Raw genomic sequence first — 18,682 nt, forward strand, 5'->3', positions numbered from 1 at the left:
AATTTGGGATTTGGATTTTTTAATTTAAAATATGAAATATATAGTTTGGATTTCAAGGGTCATCGTTGGGATACTCTTTATTATCAGTGGTTTGATCAAACTGAACGATCCTATGGGATTTTCGTTCAAATTGGAGGAATACTTCAGCACCGGCGTATTGAACTTGCCTTTCCTGATGCCGATGGCATTGGGCATTTCCATTTTTGTGGTCATCGTGGAAGTAATCTTGGGCGTGTTGTTGCTGATTGGTTTTAAACCCAAGTTTACCGTTTGGAGCCTTTTGTTGATGATCGTTTTCTTCACGTTCCTCACCTTTTACTCTGCCTATTTCAACAAGGTGACTGATTGCGGATGTTTTGGAGATGCAGTAAAGTTGACCCCTTGGGAATCCTTCACCAAAGATGTGATCTTGCTGGTGTTGATCTTGGTGTTGTTCTTCGGAAGAAAATACATCACACCACTGTTCAACACAAAGACCAATTGGATCGTGGGCGGAGTTTCCCTAGTGGCCTGCATCCTCTTTGCCAACCATGTGCTCAATCACTTGCCTTCCGTGGATTTTCGGCCCTACAAGATAGGGGCGAACATTGAAGAAGGGATGACGGTTCCCGAAGGAGCCCCGGAGCCCATTTATGAATATGCATGGCGTTTCAAGGTGGGAGGGGCGGATAAAATCGTGGTGACCAACGGGGATTACCCTTCGGTGGATGGGGAATTTGTAGATGTGGAAACGACCATGATCCAAAAAGGCTATGAACCGCCCGTGCATGATTTCACCATTGAAAAGGATGGGGAGGATTTTGCGGCCGAACTTTTGAATGAGGAAAAACTGGTCATGGTGATAGCTTATGACTTGGCCAAAAGCAACTATGATGCTTTTGCGGAAGTGGCAAAAGCGACAAAAAAGGCCAAGGAAAGCGGATACAGGGTAATTGGGATGTCGGCCTCCAGTGCAGATTTGGCGAACAGGATAAAGAGCCAATACGGTATGGAATTCGATTTTTACTTTACCGATGAAACGACCTTGAAGACCATTGTGCGTTCCAACCCGGCCCTATTGGTGCTCAAGAGAGGAACTATCCAACAAAAAGTACATTACAACGATATTGATCAACTTGAGTTTTAGGATTTATTGAAATCGAGGGGCAATTCGTATCAGGGAAATACCGAACATCAAGCACCAAAAACTTGAAACCATAAACATTGAACATAATAACAGAGTAACATAATAACACAACACATGAGAACAAAAATTGTGGCAGGCAACTGGAAAATGAACAATAACCTCAAAGAGACCGAAGCTTTGCTTACCGAGCTTTCGGCCAAATTGCCGGATACCAAAGCTGAAGTGATCGTGGCCCCAACATTTGTGAACCTAGCGGCGGCAAATGCTGCACTTCAATCATCTACCATAAAAGTGGCTGCGCAGAACATGCATTTTGCGGAGAGCGGTGCGTACACTGGCGAAATTTCTGCGGATATGCTCCTTGGCATCGATGTGGATATCGTTATTTTGGGCCATTCGGAAAGGCGAGCCTATTTTGGTGAAGACGATGCCCTTTTGGCCAAGAAAGTGAAGACCGCCGTGGACAAAGGATTGAAGGTCATTTTCTGCTTTGGTGAAGAATTGGAGGACAGAAAAGCGGACAAGCATTTTGCCTTGGTGGAAAGCCAATTGAAAAATGCCCTGTTCAATTTGGATGCCAGCGCATGGAAGAATATCATCCTGGCCTATGAACCAGTTTGGGCCATAGGAACAGGGGAAACGGCTAGCCCGGAACAGGCTCAGGAAATGCATGCCTTTATCAGAAAGACCATTTCGGATGCCTTTGGTTCGGCCGTGGCCGATGGGGTCTCCATCCTTTATGGAGGCAGTGTGAAACCGGGGAACGCCGCTGAGATTTTCTCCAAGCCCGATGTGGATGGTGGACTGATCGGAGGGGCATCATTGGTGGCATCGGATTTTGTGGCCATCATCGAGGCCATCTAATTCTTCTGCATGGCATTGATCTATATTGAATACGATTTTAAGGTAAACCCAGCTCAACCGGCAACCGATATCCTGATTGCCGAGTTGGGTGAAGTGGGTTTTGAAAGTTTTGTGGAAAACGAGACGGGATTGTTGGCCTATATCCTCAAATCGGAATGGAAAGAAGGTCTTTTGGACGACTTTTTCATATTGCAGCATCCCGATTTCGAGATTTCATGGACCAGCACGGAAATTGAACAGAAAAACTGGAACGCCGAGTGGGAAAAGAATTTCCATCCCATCAAAGTGGGGGATAGGTGCATGGTCCGAGCCCCTTTTCATAAGGCCGAGGCAGTGGAGTACGATATTGTCATCGAACCCAAAATGAGCTTTGGCACCGGGCACCATCAGACCACCTATATGATGTTGCAGCATATCCTGGATGACGATTTTGAAGGAAAATCTGCTCTGGACATGGGCTGTGGCACAGGGGTGTTGGCCATTCTCGCCAAAAAGCGCGGCGCAGGCCCTGTGGATGCCATCGATATTGATGAGTGGTGCTTTTTGAACAGCAAGGAGAATGTGGAGAGGAACGATTGTGTCGATATTGCCGTTTTTCAAGGCGACAGTGCCCTTCTGGAAGGACGAAAATATGATGTTATCCTGGCCAACATCAACAGGAACATTCTGCTGGAAGATATCCCAATCTATGCACAATGCCTTCAAAAAGGAGGTGCCCTTTTTCTAAGTGGCTTCTATTTGCAGGATTTGGATGCCATTTCCTCAAAATGTATGGCGCATGGTTTGGAATTTGAAAAAAAACTGGAGAAGGACAACTGGATTTCAGCAAAATATGTAAATTAGAAAGGCATAAACTCCACAGAACATGGGCACAAGGGAAAAACAGCTTGAGGATGTCCTTCTAGAGGAAGAGACGGTAAACCAGAACGAGATTGTACTTTTCAATGACAATGTCAACACATTTGACCACGTCATTGAGACCTTGATCAATGTGTGCGAGCATACGCCCGAACAAGCCGAGCAATGCTCCCTGATCGTGCACTACAATGGAAAATGCACGGTAAAGACCGGGGAGTATTCCTTTCTGAAGCCCAAATGCACCCAACTTCTGGAGGCAGGGCTGAGCGCAGAGATCGTGTAGTCCTTCCCAACTTCCCCAAATCCCTTTTTGAACTTACCTTTTTTTGTCACATGATGGTTGCGGGCGACCCTTTTGATGGCTGAACATGAAATGTCATAAAAACATGGATTCTTCACAAAAATCAAAAAGGAGAAGCGCTTGAATAGTGTAAATTTACCAACAACCAAAAAAGTAAGAACCGTTAATCCTCCTTCCTGAAACATGAGCGAATTTTTTAAGGCAGAACTGAAAGACCGTTTTTTGGGGTATGCCTTGGAACGCAGCGATTATTTCGAGATCCAGACCCTCTACGATGAGTTTCTCCGCCCCAACTATAGTCTGCAATACGTGGAAAGGTTGGTGGGGGAAATATTGGCATATGACCCCAATCTTTTAGATGTAATGAGTGGCAACGGCATGGACATTTTTATGCTGGCCTCCACTTCATCCACCGAGGATTTTTTGGAAGATGGTGGGTTCATGGACATGTATGTGAAAGAGGAGGAAAAGTGGGATGTGTTCCTAGATCAGTTATCCAGCACTCGAAAGCCTTCCAACCAGCAAAAGAAACTGTTCAAGTCGCCAGGCTTGAAAAAGGAGAAAACCTTGCTCTTGGTGCTTTTATCTGCCATAGCCATGAGTTTCCTCTTCACGGTGATCAGTATTTTTAAGGAAGCCTTCTTGGAGCCCGAATATGTGCCAGTGGATGAGTTTGAGCGAAAAATGGAACTCCTGCAAGAACAATATTTCGAAGAAAAGAAACGCCTTCAAACCGAACTGGAACAGGCCCTTTTTGTATTGGATTCCTTGAACAGGTAGGGGGGTCATAAGCCTATATAATTGGAGATGATCCGTTCCATTTTGTTGATACTTTCCCTGATCTGTTTTGGATTGACGCAGCAAAAACCCATCACCAATCCGTTTTCCCCATTGCGGTGCACATAATATTTGCTGAGGGCATGCACTAGGATGTTATGTTCCAAAAGAACTTTTTCCAACTGTACATCGCTAAGCCCCTCCTTGGTGATATGCGCTATGAGGTGTAGTCCCGGATTTGTGGTGTCCAGATAAAAGTAGCGCCCCAAGACCTTTCTGAAATGATGTGCAAACACCTCTTTTCTTTCATTGGAAATGTCTATCACGTTCCTTAGGTGTTTGTTCAGATGGTCTTTTTCAATAAAGGTGCTCATCGCCTTTTGGTTCTGTCTGGATACAAATCGACTCGATTGCTGGTAAAGGGCCACCACTGCATCAAACAGATAATGCGGGACGATCATGTATCCAAGCCGCATGGAAGGATGTATGAGTTTATTGAACGTGCCAAGGTAGATGACCCGTTCCTGTTGGTCCATCCCGAACAAGGAACCGATCGGTCTTTCCCAATTGCTGAACTCGTGGTTATAGTCATCCTCCACAATGAAGGTCTCTTTTTCCGAAGCCCATTTCAAAAGTTCCTTTCGCCGTTCCATGCTCATCTTTATGCCAGTGGGATACTGGCTGGAGGGAGTGGTATAGACAAATTTTGGGGATTGGCAGTAGGTGTGCTGGATACGTAGGCCTTGGTCGTCCACATCGGTAGCACATATTTTGGCCCCCAGACTTTTAAAAAGGGCATGGGCCATGGGATAGGTCGGGTTTTCCACCACTACCTCATCATCGGTTTCCAGCAACACGTTGGACACAAGGTAAAGGGAGTGCAGTGATCCAGAGGTAACGATGATCTGGTCGGGGTCACAGTCGATGTCACGGTACACCCTCAGATATTTGGCCAGGTTTTCCCGTAGGCATTGCAGGCCAATGGTACTGGAATAGGAAAGCTCGGATGGGGTGACATATCTCCAATAATCCCCTATCAACTTTTTCCATAACTGTACAGGGAATATATCCAAAGGGGGGAGGCCGGGCCGGAAGGCAATCCCTTTTTCGGCACTTTCGCCATACCAATCTATGTTTTGCGAGAAGGCTTTTCCCTTACCGGAAAGTGACGGGTAGTTGCCCTTTTTGTCTTCTAGGGTAAAATTGAGCCTCAACTTTTTGTCCTTGGGAGACAGCACATAGTACCCGGACCCTTTGACGGAATCGATGTAGCGTTCCACAAGCAATAGATCCATGGCCTTCAGGACCGTGCTGCGTGATATGGCAAGATCTTTTGCCAAAATCCGAGAGGGAGGAAGCTTGGAACCTGGTTCCAAGGACCTCGTGAGGATGGCTTTCTTGAGCGCGTCGTATAGACTTATATAAATTTGAGGTTGGAGGTTGACATTCAAGCTTAAGCCATTTCGTATTAAAATGCCTTTAATATTGAAATGCATAATTGGTATGCCCTTTCCGATAAGAATTGGTAGGTGGAAGGTAGAAGTTTATCCTTTAATTTTCTGGTTTTTAACAGAAAGTTCACAATGAAAGTCCCAAATCCTATCATTAGAACTTTGCCGATTTTCTTTTGTAGTGCAGGATTTCTGATCAGTTGTTCAGGTCTCCGTACAGTTGATTTTGAAACCCCGGTCGATACCTCCGACAAGCAGATCACATTTCAGGAAAGGCAAGTTTATTTACAGGAAGACCTCGGTCTTGTTGTGGACAATACGTTTGATGGTGCCCGTCTGAACGGGATTGAAAAATTGAACGACAGTACCATCAAGGCCATTATCAGGCCGGAAAACGAACCCATCAACAGCAGCCCTTACTACGCTTTTAAAATAGCATCCCATCATCCCCAAAAAATATATGTCTCCTTGGAATACCCCAAGGATCATCCACACCGATACGTCCCAAAAGTGAAGAAACCAGTTGGAAAATGGGAAGCCTTGGATCCTGCAAAGATTTTTATAATGGATTCATTGGTCACGCTCGAACTTTTATTGGATGAAGAACCGACTCTCATTGCGGCACAAGAACTGCAAACTTCGGAACAGGTAAAAGAATGGTATCATGGCTTGTCTTCGGATAAGGGATATGTGAGGACATACATTTACGGAACCTCTAAAATGGGTAGGGAACTTCCTGTTTTGGACATGTATCACGGCGGGAAGGCGAACAAACCCATCATTGTACTTCTAACGCGCCAACACCCCCCGGAAGTCACCGGATTTTTTGCATTCAAGGCCTTTTTGGAAACTGTACTGGACGATTCAGCATTGTCCAAAGCATTCTTGAATACCCATCGGGTGCTGGCTTTTCCCATGTTGAACCCGGATGGGGTGGATCTTGGCCATTGGCGTCACAATGCAGGTGGGGTGGATACCAACAGGGATTGGTCCAAGTATCGTCAGCCTGAAATCCGTCAAGCTGTGAAATTTATAGAAGAGCAATTGAAAAAGGATGGGGCAAGACTGCTTTTGGGGCTGGATTTCCATTCCACCTATAAAGATGTTTTTTACACCAACACCTCCCAAGAAGGTAGCATACTTCCGCATTTTGAAAAGAATTGGTTCTCCGCCTTGGAGGAAAACATACCCCATTACAAGGTCAATGAATCTTCGGGAAACAGCACAAAGCCAGTTTCGAAAGGCTGGTTTTTAAAGCGGCACGGGGCCGTTGGGATCACTTATGAAATAGGGGACAACACTCCAAGGGACCGGATAAGGACCATAGGCAGGGTCTCTGCACAGGAAATGATGAAAATTTTATGCTCTAATACTAATTTAAACTAGCTTGATTATGGCCAAAACCCAGATGATATGTTTATGCATCCTGCTGTTTTTTGGAGGAATGGTACACGCGCAAAAGCAGATAACCGGTACCGTCACAGATGCCAGTGGGCCACTCCCGGGGGCCAGTGTGATCCTGAAAGGAACCACGGTGGGCACTACCACGGACTTTGATGGCAACTATACCATAACACTACGGGATGGACAGGATGTGCTACAGTTCAGCTATGTGGGCTATCTCACCAAAGAAATTCAAGTGGGGACACAGACCGTCGTGAACATCACATTGGAAGAAAATGCCGAAGTACTTCAAGAGGTGGTGGTCACCGCACAGGGGATAAAGAAGTCGAAAAAAGCCCTGGGATATGCCATTGCCAATGTACGGCCTGATGAGGTCGAAAAACGGCCCGAAGCAGATATGGCCAGAGCCCTGCAAGGAAAGGTAGCGGGGGTGAGCATCACTCCGGCGGATGGGCAAACGGGTTCCTCTTCGGAAATCAGGATACGGGGAAATGTCTCTTTGACAGGGTCCAACGCTCCGCTCATTGTGGTAAACAATGTGCCCTTCAACGGGCTGCTGCGCGATATCGACCCCAATGATATCGAAAGCATCAGTATCTTAAAAGGTTTCAATGCCTCGGTACTCTATGGGAGCGAGGGACGGAACGGGGTCATCCTGATTCAGACCAAGAGTGGGTCGGCCCGCACGGGAGAGGTCAGGACAACCGCATCTTACTCCACAACGGTTTACTCCAATACGGTATCCCAACTCCCCGAATTCCAGAATACCTATTCCAATGGATTGGAAGGGGTGCAGTTCGATCCCACAATCGTTTCTAACTTTGGCCCTGCCTTCTCCACTTTGGGGGAAGTGGCCCATCCGTATGCATCTTTGGGAAACATCTTTCCGGAATTTCAAGATGCCACAATTCAAATAGCGGCAAAGCCGGACAATGTGCGGAATATTTTTAGGATGGGCATCGGAACCACCCATTCCTTCACTTTTGCAGCATCGAAGGAAAAAGTAGGTTTCAACCTATCGGCAGGCTATGCCGATGAACAAGGGATCATAGAACACAATGACCTCAAACGTTTCAACCTGAGTGTAGGGGGAAAGGCCCAACTCACTGAGAAACTCAATGTGTCGGCAAATATAGGCTATTCCACCCGAAAGGTGAATCTCGTCAATGATGAAAGCATTTTTAGTGTGGTCTATCACCTTCCCCGATGGATCGACCTTACGGAACTGCCCTACCAGAACCCGTTGACGGGCGAATCGGTCTATTACAGGAATGATACCAATCCCCTTTGGATACTGCATAACTCGGGGAATTATGATGATAAGGTAAGGGTCTTCGGCAATGTTGCCGCCGACTATCAGATCACGGACGGGCTCAACCTGACCTACCGTGTGGGTTTTGACAGCGAGACCTATATGGGCTTTGATTACTCCAACAAGGGGGGATATAGTGACGATAGCTTTAGGTATGGCTATTTGAATCTTGGGGACAGCAAGGAGGTCATCATCAACCAAACAGCTTTACTTGGATATAATAAGGACCTCTTCAAGAACTTCAATTTGGAGGCCCAATTGGGTATGAATTCCCAGTTGACGCGCTATACCGGGAACTCCACCAGTTCGGACGGACAGATTGTGTACGGATTCCTCAGACCGAGCAACTTTACCACGACCGAAGCCAGCTACACCCACACAGAAGAGAATTTGGCAGGTGCTTTTGCCCAACTTCAATTTGCTTACAAAAATTACCTGTATGCCACATTTTCGGGTAGGAACGATTGGGGCAGTACTGTGGAATTGGACAATCGGTCCTTGTTCTATCCCGGTGCATCCTTTTCATTCATTCCTACTTCCGCCCTCAATTTTGGAGGAAGTACGATCAATTATTTGAAATTCAGATACGCCTATGCCACATCATCGGGTTTTCCGGCACCCTACAGGACCAGGAGTACCTTGATCATAGACCCGTTGAGGTTTGCAGTGGCCGATGGTACATACCCTGTCACCAATAGATACAGTACCCGATATGCCAATTTGAACCTCAAACCAGAGCTTCATAAGGAAGTGGAAGTAGGTATGGAAGCCAAGCTGTTCCATAACAGGGTCACTCTGGAAGCTTCTGCCTATATGCGAGTCTCCAAGGACCAGATTGTGGAGTCCCCATTGGCGCCCTCCACAGGTTATGACGACCAGTACATCAATCTGGGGCGGATAGACAACGAAGGCGTGGAAGTGGATTTGGGGGTCGATATTTTCAGAGGGGACAATTTCCGCTGGAACCTTCGGAATATTTTTACGGCAGATGAATCGCTTGTGGTGGAGACCACGCCCACACGGGCAGATATCAATATCACTGAAGATCGGTTCGCGGTTGAAGGCCAACCCTTTGGGGTCATTAAGGGAGACTATGCCCTTCGGGACGAAAATGGCAACCTGCTGATCAGTGGCAATGGTTCGTCAACCCGTGTTGGGGAAGTGATCACGAGCAGTGATATTGGTTTGGTGACCAAGGTGATCGGAGACCCTAATCCAGATTGGCGGTTGACGACCATCAACGCTATAGGAATCAAGAAGTTTTCGATATCAGCACAAATGGAGTACACCCATGGCGGAGAAATCTATTCCAGTAGTGTGGCAAATATGTTGCAACGTGGTGTGGCCAAGGAGACTGAAGATCGGGATGGCTCCTTTATCATTCCTGGTTATTTGGCCGATGATGGTACGGGCGAGATTTTGTTGGATGCGAATGGCGACCAGATACCCAACACCATTCAGCTCAATAGCGGAAGGGTCGGCTTTTCCAATTATTACAACGCCAATGATCTGGCCATGTGGGACACCTCCATATTCCGTTTGAGGGAAGTTGCCCTCGGATATACCCTTAGCCCTAAAAAAGGGGAACGGCTCCCATTTCAGCGGATCGATTTTACCCTTTCGGGCAGGAACCTCTGGTACCGTGCCCCCAATTTCCCGAAGTATGTGAACTACGACCCAGAGAGTGATGGATTGGAAGGGGACAGCACGGTCCCTTCCACAAAGAGGTTCGCTTTTGGAGTATCGGTAACATTTTAACGAATCAAAAAGTATCAAAATGCAAAGAACAATAAAACGATTTGGTGTGATGCTATCGGCCTCTATGCTTTTTTTTGGCTGTGAAATATCAAATTTTGACCTGCAGGAAAACCCCAATTTCCTTACCCCGGATAGTGCCGATCCCGAATACCTGTTGAATGAGATCCAGTACCAGTTCCAGTACTTTATGGGTTTGATGATCCTGAATACGGATGATGTAATGCGCTATGAGGCCATGACCGACAATTACAGGGATGTGGTCTCCGTGGATGTTCTTGATGCGGAATGGGAAAGCTATTATGAGGCCCTCAACAACTCTAGGACCATTGAGGCATTGGCTGCGGAAGATGAAAGTTTACTGTTTCACAACGCCATAAACAAGTTGCTCATGGGCTATTTGACCATCACCATGGTGGACTATGTGGGCAACATGCCCTATACGGAAGCCGTCAACCCATCCGAATATCCCAACCCAAGGTTGGATGATGGGGACGACATCTATCGAAGTGTATTGGCGGATATTGATCAGGCCCTATTGGATATTGAAGCTTCCAACTTCAATTTTTCAACAGATCTTTTTTACAATAGCGACAAGGACAAATGGAAAGCGTTTGCAAACACCCTAAAGTTGCGAATATTGGTGCAGACGAAGTTGACCAGCTCAAAATTGGGCATTGGCAATGTGGCAACAGAGATCAATAAGCTCTTGGAGGAGGATTTGATAGATACCCAAGCGGAAGATTTTCAATATACCTATTCCACTGTGATCCAACCAGAAAGCAGACACCGCTATTTTCAAAGGGCCTATGTCAGTGATATTGGTCAGTATATGGGCAATTATTTTATGTACATGCTCAAGGATTCCAAGACCATAAGGGATCCCCGGCTTCGCTATTACCTGTACCGACAGGCCGACGAAGATCCTTTTAGTATTCCACCATACGCCACCTGCGCAAACGAATCGAATGTGGATTATTGCTATGTGGGGGAATATTACAGAGGGTTGGACCATGGTGAGAGCCGAACAGGTTATGGCGATAACGCCAAAAGAGCCGTTTATGGAATCTATCCAGGAGGTGGAACGTTTGATGAGGACCAGTTCCTGAGAGCATCCACTACCTCTGCCCATTTGGAGGGAGCGGGTATTTTACCTCTGCTCACATCATCCTACGTAAAGTTTCTGATGGCCGAGGCAGCCCTTACCCTTGGAGCCAACGGGGACCCAGCACTTCTGTTGGAAGAAGCCATTAGGGATTCCATGGAAAAGGTGCTTGGATTTGGCAACGTCAACTCTGATTATGAGGCCAAGGATACCGATGTGGATGACTATGTGGCCGAGGTCATGGCCAATTATGGCAATGCAGCCACTGATGAGGAAAAGTTGGATATCATTATTACCGAATACTATTTGGCCGCATTCGGAAATTCTGTGGAAGCCTATAACGCCTATCGAAGGACAGGATACCCATCCAATATACAGGAACCCATCAATGGGGACATAAGCTTTCCCCGAAGTTTTCCATATTCCGCCAATGCTGTGGAAATCAATAGATCCATCAAACAGAAACAGAATTCCGAACGGGTCTTTTGGGACACCAACCCCGCAGGGTTCATCAAATAACATAAAAAGACTGTCATGAGGAGAAGCATAAAATTTTTGACCATTTTGCTGTTGATCTTTGGCTGTGCCAACGAATTCAATACGTTTCAGGATATCACCGACCGAGGAGGTTACATTGTTTTTACGGAAGAACCGGACCTGAGTTTCAATATTTTGAAACTGGACACCGAGGTATTCAGTGCCACCTTGTCCGATCCCAATGGGAATGCCACCGGCTATACCCTGACCATGATGCATGGCGATGTTGTGTTGGAAAATGTGTTCCAGACGAGCAGCTTTCCAGCTACTTTACAGTTCACTATTGCTGAGATTCTGGAATCCTTCAACTTGACGGCAGATGATATCAGTCTTTCGGATAGGATCAGTTTTGTGGCCAAGGTCACCACCCCGGATGGTGTTTTTGATGGCCGCTCCCCCGATTTTGATTTCAACAACATCAATCAGGGAGGGGATACCACGGACCGATTGAAATATCCCGGACAACATAATGCGATGGAGTTTTCCATGAGTTTTTACCAACCTCCGGGCAGAAAAATAAGGGGAACCTCTTTTGAGGAAGTGCCCGTGGGCCCGGATGATGCCGTGTATGTCAGGAATGGGGCCGCTGACGAAACGTTGGACCTCATCAATGGAGATAACCCGCCATATGTGGATTATGTGGCGAAGGGCACAGGTGCGGATGATGAACTTGGATTCGATTCCGAGTACATCGCCATTACCAACATCAGTGAGAGCAGCCTGGGATTTTCTGAAGAGCGAATAGGGGTCACTGCTTTGTTGGAAAGCTTTGAATCCTATCCGGATGGTGTCCAAGGCTTTCATTCTGAAGATGCGGACGGGGCCATCAGGATCACTTTTGATACCGTTGAGGTTCCGGAGGGGCAGAACAATTCAGGCATTTCGTTCCAGGTCTTCTTGGGGGATACCAGTTGGGAAGAACTGGATGGAATCCATGCCTATGCCAATATAACCACCGATGAGGGCAATGATGTCTTGGAATTGATCAGTATCTACAATAATGATGTGGAAACCTTGGCAGGAAGGTGGCAAGAGGTCAATAGTGGGTTTCTCAAGGGCATACGGTCCTACCAATTGGTCATCCAGATACAGTCTGGGGCCACTCCGGAATTCTTTGACCTGGACAACATCATCGTTTACGAACCCGAAGAGGACTAAAAGCCCAAGAGCGGTCCCTAAAATGGAGTAGATTAATGAGTATCAAAAATTTACATAAACCATGAAGTACAAGATTGTCATTCTTTTGACCCTGTTCCTAGGTCTGGCTTCCTGCAAAAAGGGTAGGATTGAAGTGGATATTCTCATCAAGAACGGAACGGTGTACAATGGAGTCGATTCCATTCCCAATATGCTGACCATAGGGGTGGTTGGGGACAAGATTGCCTATGTTGGTAATGGAAAACACTTTGATTTTTTGGCGAATAGGGTCATTGATGCAAAAGGGATGGTCGTATCACCGGGATTTATAGATCCCCATACCCATGCCGACAGGGATTTGAAAAATCCTGAAGAATCCCACAATAACCCCTTTTTGTTCCAGGGGGTCACCACAGTGGTCGTGGGTAACGATGGTAGTAGTGATTACCCTTTGGCGAAATATGAAGAGTTGTACAAAAAGAATGGTATCGGTACCAATGTGGCTTTTTTGGTGGGACAGGGAACCATCAGGGAAAAAGTGATGGGCCAAAGTGATAGGGAAGCCACCGATGTGGAGGTCCTGAAAATGATGGAACTGGTGCAACAAGAAATGGATGCCGGAGCCTTGGGCATGTCCACGGGATTGTTCTATGCGCCGGGAAGTTATGCCAGTACCGAAGAAGTGATTGAGCTGGCAAAAGTTGTGAGGCAAAACCATGGCATTTATGACACGCACTTGCGGGACGAGGGAGCCTATTCCATTGGCTTGGTGGCTGCAGTCAAAGAAGCGATCGCCATTGGTGAAGCAGCAGATTTGCCTGTGCACATATCGCACATCAAATGTTTGGGAAAACAAGTTTGGAAACAGAGCGATTCCTTGATCACGATCATTGAAGAAGCCCGGAAAAGAGGAGTGAGGGTAACGGCCAATCAATATCCTTATGAGGCATCGGCCACCGGCCTTAAAGCGGCCGTTGTGCCACGCTGGGCGGAAAGTGGGGGAAGGGACTCCTTGTTCATGCGGTATGGGGATGCTCGATTGAAGCCCCAAATATTGGAAGAGGTAAATATGAATATTGACCAACGGGGTGGTCCTGAAAATCTCTTGATCGTTAACGCGGACCACAAGGAATTTGAGGGGAAAACGCTCCAAGAGATAGCACAGGAGATGGGATTGGATGCCAATGAAGCTGTTTTTGAAATCCTTGACAAAGGGTATGCGAGGGTGGCTTCCTTCAGTATGTCACCATATGACATCAAAAACTTTATGCAGCAACATTGGGTGGTGACTAGTTCGGATGGCAACACGGGACACCCCAGAAAATATGGCACATTTCCAAGGAAGTACAAGGAGTATGTGAAAAACGGGGTAATCAAGTTGGCTGATTTCATCAACGGTAGCACCTCACGCACCGCAGACCTTCTTGGAATCCCCAAAAGAGGTAAAATCCAGGAAGGATACTATGCCGATATCATCATTTTTGACCAAAACACTTTTGGCGACAAAGCTGATTATCAGGATCCTTTTCAACTTTCCATTGGGTTGCAGTATAGCCTCATCAATGGAAAACTATCGGTGGAAAAAGGAACATATAACGGAGAATTGAATGGAAGAACATTAAAAAAAGAATAATATGAAAACCAAATCTTACCACATCTACCTACAAAGAGCAGTGGCCTTTCTCGTGTTGGTCGCCGCTATAGCCTGTTCGTCAGGGAGCGAAGGAGAAGAAACCCCGGCCCCCGATGCGCAAGCACCGTCCAAGCCCACAGGGTTGATTGCCGAGGAGATTACCCAGAATTCCCTCTACCTCTATTGGGAGCCGGCTACGGACAATGTAAAGGTGAAGAACTATTCCCTCTACCTGGACAACAAGTTTTTGGTGGGTTCGGGCAAAGCTTCCTATGCAATATCTGGTCTGGAGCCTGGAAAAATGTACTCGTTTCAGGTACAGGCCAATGATGCGGCCGGTAACTCTTCGGAGCTCAGCGAGCCCCTGAACATATCCACAGTGGACAAACTGGAGGCAGAACTCCGCCACGATTCTGGGAACATTGAGACTTATTTGAGAGGTTTTGTGGATAATGTACCAGGCTTTTCGGGCAATAATTACAAAGTACCGACCGAGAACGACATGAAACAATGGGAGCTGATCATCGATGCCCTTTTGGATGACAACATCCCCGAAGCCGTGGAGCAGGCGGTCTATCTCAACTATCAGGTAGTGGAGTTCACGGATACGTTTTCCAGTCCCAACCAAGTTTTTTATGTTCTTAAGGAATTTTCCATAAGGAGCAATTATTGGGGCACTTTCGTATTCAGCAAGACCCCAAAAAGAGAAAACCTCGTACTGGCGGCCCCACATGTGCTCCATGATCAGAACACAGGTTACCAAGCGGCTTATATTTTTAGACAAAATGTGCCCAAAGCACTTTTCATCAGTGGAGCGCACCGATGCAATAGGGAAGAACCAGCGCCCTGCTCTGGAACCACAAGTGCCTGCAGTACCAACTATCAGGCATATCGGGTGTCGGACGTGCCCCATAATGTGAACTCCATGTTCCAGAAAACTACGGAAATGATGTACGATGCCCTGCCCAACAGCGTCTTTGTGCAATTGCACGGCTTTGATAAGGAGCCGTCCGATCCTTCTTTAATCATCAGCAATGGGACAAACAAGACCCCGCAAACGGATTATGTGGCCATGCTAAGGGATGCATTATTACAGGAAGATAATAGTTTGACCTTCAAAATACCGCATATCAATTTGAATTGGACCCGCTATGCGGCATTTGACAATACCCAAGGACGATATATCAATGGTTCGCCCAATCCTTGTAGCGTTGAGGCTACCAACACCACCGGAAGGTTTGTGCACATTGAGCAGGAAAGGTCCAAACTGCGCGCCAACGAAACAGGGTGGGCCAAGGTGAGCAATGCTCTTGAAAAAGTATTTTGATGGATTCCACAATTTAAGATGAATACAAAAGGCCCTGATTCAGGGCCTTTTTGGATGGTTGTTGTGTTGGTTATTCCAGATTCTTTCTTCTGAGCAGTTCTTTTTTGATGAGTTCCATTTCCCTCGAGGATTGGGAGCCGACAGAGGAGTTTTCCTCGGCACGCCTAATCAGATAAGGCATCACGTCCCGAACCGGGCCAAAAGGGACATACTTCGCCACGTTATAACCCTGCTCGGCCAGATTGTAGCTGATATTGTCACTCATGCCATAGAGTTGTCCGAACCAAATGCGTCTATCGGAATTGGAAATGTTTCGTTCCTCAAGTTTTTTAACCAATTGGAGACAGCTCAATTCGTTGTGGGTTCCTAGAAAAAGGTCAAATACATCAAGATTTTCCAGGACAAAATTGCCTCCGTTGTTAAAATTTTGGTCGGTACTGGACTTGTCTTCACAGACCGGACTTTCATACCCATGCTCAAGGGCTCTGTCCCGTTCTTTTTCCATATAGGCGCCCCGAACCAATTTTACCCCAATCTTGATATGGTGTTGTTCGGCGAGACGTTTTAGCCACTTCAAATAGTCGTATTTTTTGCTCAAATAGAGTTGTACGGTGGTGAATATGACCGTTCGTTGGGTATTGTATTTTACCATCATCTCTTCGGCAAGCCCGTCAATGGCGGCATGGCACCAAGATTCCTCGGCATCGACCATGATCTTCAAGTTATCTGTTTTGGCCACAGATTGACATATCTTTTCAAAACGGTTCCTCACCTTGTCCCATTTTTCCATTTCTGTTGCATCCAAAGGGTCACCGTCTGATACTTTTTGGAAGAGTTCAAGATTTCCTAAACCAGAGGGTTTGAACACCAAGAAGGGAACCTGTTTCTGAAACTCTGAAAACTGGCAGATTTTTAGCAAGGTTTCCAAAGTTTGGTCAAAACTCTCTTCATTTTCGGCACCTTCCACCGAATAGTCTAAAATGGACATGATGCCCCCGTCATCATACAGTCCATCTATCTTTGTTTTGCATTCCACAAGACTTTCTCCCCCACAGAATTGGGAAAAAATGGTTTTTTTGATGATGGGGTCAATAGGGAGCCTGCTTTTAAAGGCAATGTTGAGCAAGGGTTTTGCCATACGGGTGAGCCACCCATATTCCAGCATTCCAAAAAGAAATTTGGCCTTCAGGAGTTCTTTTTTGGTCTTGGAGCCGAAAGCGATTTGGGTGTTATTGAAATTTATAGTGTCCGCCATGATGATTTCGCGTTTGTTGACACCCACAGATTTTGCCCTATCAAATACGAAAACGGGCCAAAACCCAAAATAGGTGGTACAGATCTAATTTTTAAGTTGATTTGCCTTGGTACAGGCAGTTATGAATGAAGAAAGTATCGTGGCGATGGTATGGTTCGCCACGATACATAAAAGGGCACACTAACCTAATTTACTATAAAACAACTCATGTTTCAACAATCTATTTTAGCCCTTTATTCCTGGTTGCAAGATTTTGTAATTGGTCTTTTCCTTTTCTTTTTTCACCATTTCCTTTACATCTTCCAAAAGTTGTTTGGCATCATAAATGATCCCGTCCTTGATGGTGTATTTTACACCGCCCACCCTTTGGATCGAATTGTCATCCATCAGTTTGATGGCTCCCGTTCCATAAAGCGTCTTGAGGTTGACCAATGGATTTTCTTCCGTGATCACAAAATCGGCCAATTTGCCAACGGCGACCGTTCCAATTTTATCATCCATGCCCAAGGATTCGGCACCGTTCAACGTGGCAGCCTTGATGATTTCCAAAGGATGGAATCCAGCTTCCCTCAAAAGTTCCATTTCGCGGGCATATGAAAAACCGTAGAGTTCATAGATGAATCCGGCATCAGTGCCGACGGTAACCCTACCACCCCTGTTTTTATACTCATTGATGAAAGCCATCCAAAGCTCGTAGTTCTTTTTCCAATCAATTTCGAGCTCAGTGCCCCAGTAGTGCCAGTATGAACCATGCGATTGTCTGCTGGGTGAATAGAACTCCCAAAGGCTTGGTAACGTGTATTCCTCATGCCATTCAGCACGCATGGCCCGAGACAGGTCCCTGTTGGCTTCATAAATGACCATAGTGGGCGAAAGTGTGAAGTCCAGATCAAGGAGTTCGTTCATTACGGCGTTCCACTTTTCAGAATGGGGTTTGGCGGCTTGTTCCCAAAGTATACCAGCTTCCCCAAAACGATCCTGCTCGTTTTGATAGTTATAGTCCAAAGAGTAGTTCTGTACCGTTCTGTCTTCGAACAATGCCTCAGGTAGGCCATACCAGTGCTCCATGGCGGTAAGACCAGCCCTGGCACTGTGGAGTACGTTCCATCTGCCCACATAGACCTGGGCATGGTGCATTTTGGACCGTAGGCCCAAGTTTTTGTTTTCTTTGAGGGCTGCGGCCATCACTTCTGGCTCGGCACCAAAGAATTTGATGCCGTCCGCGCCTTTTTTTGCGTTTAAACGCACCCATTCCACTGCTTCTTCCGGAGTGGAAATGTCTGCCCTTCCCGAGCCACCTTCCAGCTTGCTGCCAAAAGCGGTGTAGGCCAATATTCTTGGGGCCGTTATTTCATTCTTATTACTTTTCTGTTTGTGTTCCAAGGTCCACGCTATCCCATTGCCCGAGGCAGGATCTGCAATGGTGGTGATGCCGTGTCCCATCCAGAGTTTGAATACATATTCGGCAGATGTTCCCTGTGATGTACCACCAATGTGGGCGTGAGTGTCCACAAACCCGGGCATGATGTACATTCCTTCTGCATTCAGTTCCTTGCCGCCAGGTTTGAGTGCTGGACGTCTATTGGGGTTGATGGGTACACCCGGATAACCAACGACCCTCACTTCCGTAATTTTGTTGTTCTCCACCACAATGTCCACTGGGCCCTGTGGCGGGGCCAACGTACCATTGATCAGGGTGGCGCCCCTGATAATGAGCTGGTTCCAGGGACCTTCGCCTTCGCTTCTGGCCGGTGCCTTTTCTATTTGGGAGAACCCATTTTGGACCAGTAGGCAAAATGCGAACAAGAGACTGAATTTTGAAATCTTCATTTTGATCATT

The 18,682-nt window shown here is 46.6% G+C and carries 14 protein-coding genes; 11 read left to right on the forward strand and 3 right to left on the reverse strand.

Translation table 11 applies throughout. The features are described from left to right. The first annotated feature begins 31 nt into the window (after nucleotides 1-31). The 5 genes from DB398_RS05190 to DB398_RS05210 all read left to right on the forward strand — a co-directional run bounded on the left by DB398_RS05190 (nucleotide 32) and on the right by DB398_RS05210 (nucleotide 3,929). Nucleotides 32-1,126 (forward strand): BT_3928 family protein, encoded by a 1,095-nt coding sequence (locus DB398_RS05190; RefSeq protein WP_108423346.1) that lies wholly within the window; start codon nucleotides 32-34, stop codon nucleotides 1,124-1,126. A 114-nt stretch (nucleotides 1,127-1,240) separates the two neighbouring features. Further along, nucleotides 1,241-1,990 (forward strand): triose-phosphate isomerase, encoded by a 750-nt coding sequence (gene tpiA, locus DB398_RS05195; protein ID WP_108423347.1) that lies wholly within the window; start codon nucleotides 1,241-1,243, stop codon nucleotides 1,988-1,990. Between the two features lie 9 nt (nucleotides 1,991-1,999). Next, complete coding sequence (gene prmA / locus DB398_RS05200; RefSeq protein ID WP_108423348.1) at nucleotides 2,000-2,833, forward strand: 50S ribosomal protein L11 methyltransferase; 834 nt, start codon at nucleotides 2,000-2,002, stop codon at nucleotides 2,831-2,833. Nucleotides 2,834-2,855: 22 nt separating this feature from the next. Then, the gene (locus DB398_RS05205) at nucleotides 2,856-3,131 is read left to right on the forward strand and encodes an ATP-dependent Clp protease adaptor ClpS (protein ID WP_108423349.1); all 276 of its coding nucleotides are present in this window, start codon (nucleotides 2,856-2,858) and stop codon (nucleotides 3,129-3,131) included. 201 nt (nucleotides 3,132-3,332) lie between these two features. Further along, on the forward strand, nucleotides 3,333-3,929 hold the full coding sequence (locus tag DB398_RS05210; RefSeq protein WP_108423350.1) for a hypothetical protein: 597 nt from the start codon (nucleotides 3,333-3,335) through the stop codon (nucleotides 3,927-3,929). A 5-nt stretch (nucleotides 3,930-3,934) separates the two neighbouring features. Here the strand turns inward: DB398_RS05210 and pdxR are convergent, their stop codons facing one another. Continuing rightward, nucleotides 3,935-5,377 (reverse strand): MocR-like pyridoxine biosynthesis transcription factor PdxR, encoded by a 1,443-nt coding sequence (gene pdxR, locus DB398_RS05215; protein WP_159076321.1) that lies wholly within the window; start codon nucleotides 5,375-5,377, stop codon nucleotides 3,935-3,937. A 132-nt stretch (nucleotides 5,378-5,509) separates the two neighbouring features. On the opposite strand from pdxR, the gene DB398_RS05220 reads away from it, so the two are divergent. The 6 genes from DB398_RS05220 (at nucleotide 5,510) to DB398_RS05245 (ending at nucleotide 15,587) form a co-directional block, all read left to right on the forward strand. Continuing rightward, a complete protein-coding gene (locus DB398_RS05220; RefSeq protein WP_108423352.1) occupies nucleotides 5,510-6,763 on the forward strand; it encodes a M14 family metallopeptidase in 1,254 nt (417 codons plus the stop codon). A gap of 22 nt (nucleotides 6,764-6,785) precedes the next feature. Further along, on the forward strand, nucleotides 6,786-9,851 hold the full coding sequence (locus DB398_RS05225; RefSeq protein ID WP_159076322.1) for a SusC/RagA family TonB-linked outer membrane protein: 3,066 nt from the start codon (nucleotides 6,786-6,788) through the stop codon (nucleotides 9,849-9,851). A 19-nt stretch (nucleotides 9,852-9,870) separates the two neighbouring features. Next, nucleotides 9,871-11,472 (forward strand): SusD/RagB family nutrient-binding outer membrane lipoprotein, encoded by a 1,602-nt coding sequence (locus DB398_RS05230; protein ID WP_108423354.1) that lies wholly within the window; start codon nucleotides 9,871-9,873, stop codon nucleotides 11,470-11,472. Between the two features lie 15 nt (nucleotides 11,473-11,487). Beyond that, the gene (locus tag DB398_RS05235) at nucleotides 11,488-12,648 is read left to right on the forward strand and encodes a hypothetical protein (RefSeq protein ID WP_159076323.1); all 1,161 of its coding nucleotides are present in this window, start codon (nucleotides 11,488-11,490) and stop codon (nucleotides 12,646-12,648) included. A gap of 61 nt (nucleotides 12,649-12,709) precedes the next feature. Then, nucleotides 12,710-14,260, forward strand: coding sequence for an N-acyl-D-amino-acid deacylase family protein (locus DB398_RS05240; RefSeq protein ID WP_108423356.1), 1,551 nt, complete (start codon nucleotides 12,710-12,712; stop codon nucleotides 14,258-14,260). Between the two features lies 1 nt (nucleotide 14,261). Beyond that, nucleotides 14,262-15,587 carry a fibronectin type III domain-containing protein gene (locus tag DB398_RS05245; protein WP_108423357.1) on the forward strand — a complete coding sequence of 442 codons (1,326 nt, stop codon included), beginning with the start codon at nucleotides 14,262-14,264 and terminating at the stop codon, nucleotides 15,585-15,587. A 70-nt stretch (nucleotides 15,588-15,657) separates the two neighbouring features. On the opposite strand, the gene DB398_RS05250 is transcribed toward DB398_RS05245, so the two are convergent. After that, entirely contained in the window at nucleotides 15,658-16,842 is a 1,185-nt protein-coding gene (locus DB398_RS05250; protein WP_108423578.1) for a proline dehydrogenase family protein, read from the reverse strand. Between the two features lie 225 nt (nucleotides 16,843-17,067). Further along, nucleotides 17,068-18,672, reverse strand: coding sequence for an amidohydrolase family protein (locus DB398_RS05255; RefSeq protein WP_108423579.1), 1,605 nt, complete (start codon nucleotides 18,670-18,672; stop codon nucleotides 17,068-17,070). Nucleotides 18,673-18,682 lie beyond the last annotated feature (10 nt).

This window comes from Flagellimonas amoyensis (assembly GCF_003058265.1).
Taxonomy (GTDB): domain Bacteria; phylum Bacteroidota; class Bacteroidia; order Flavobacteriales; family Flavobacteriaceae; genus Flagellimonas; species Flagellimonas amoyensis.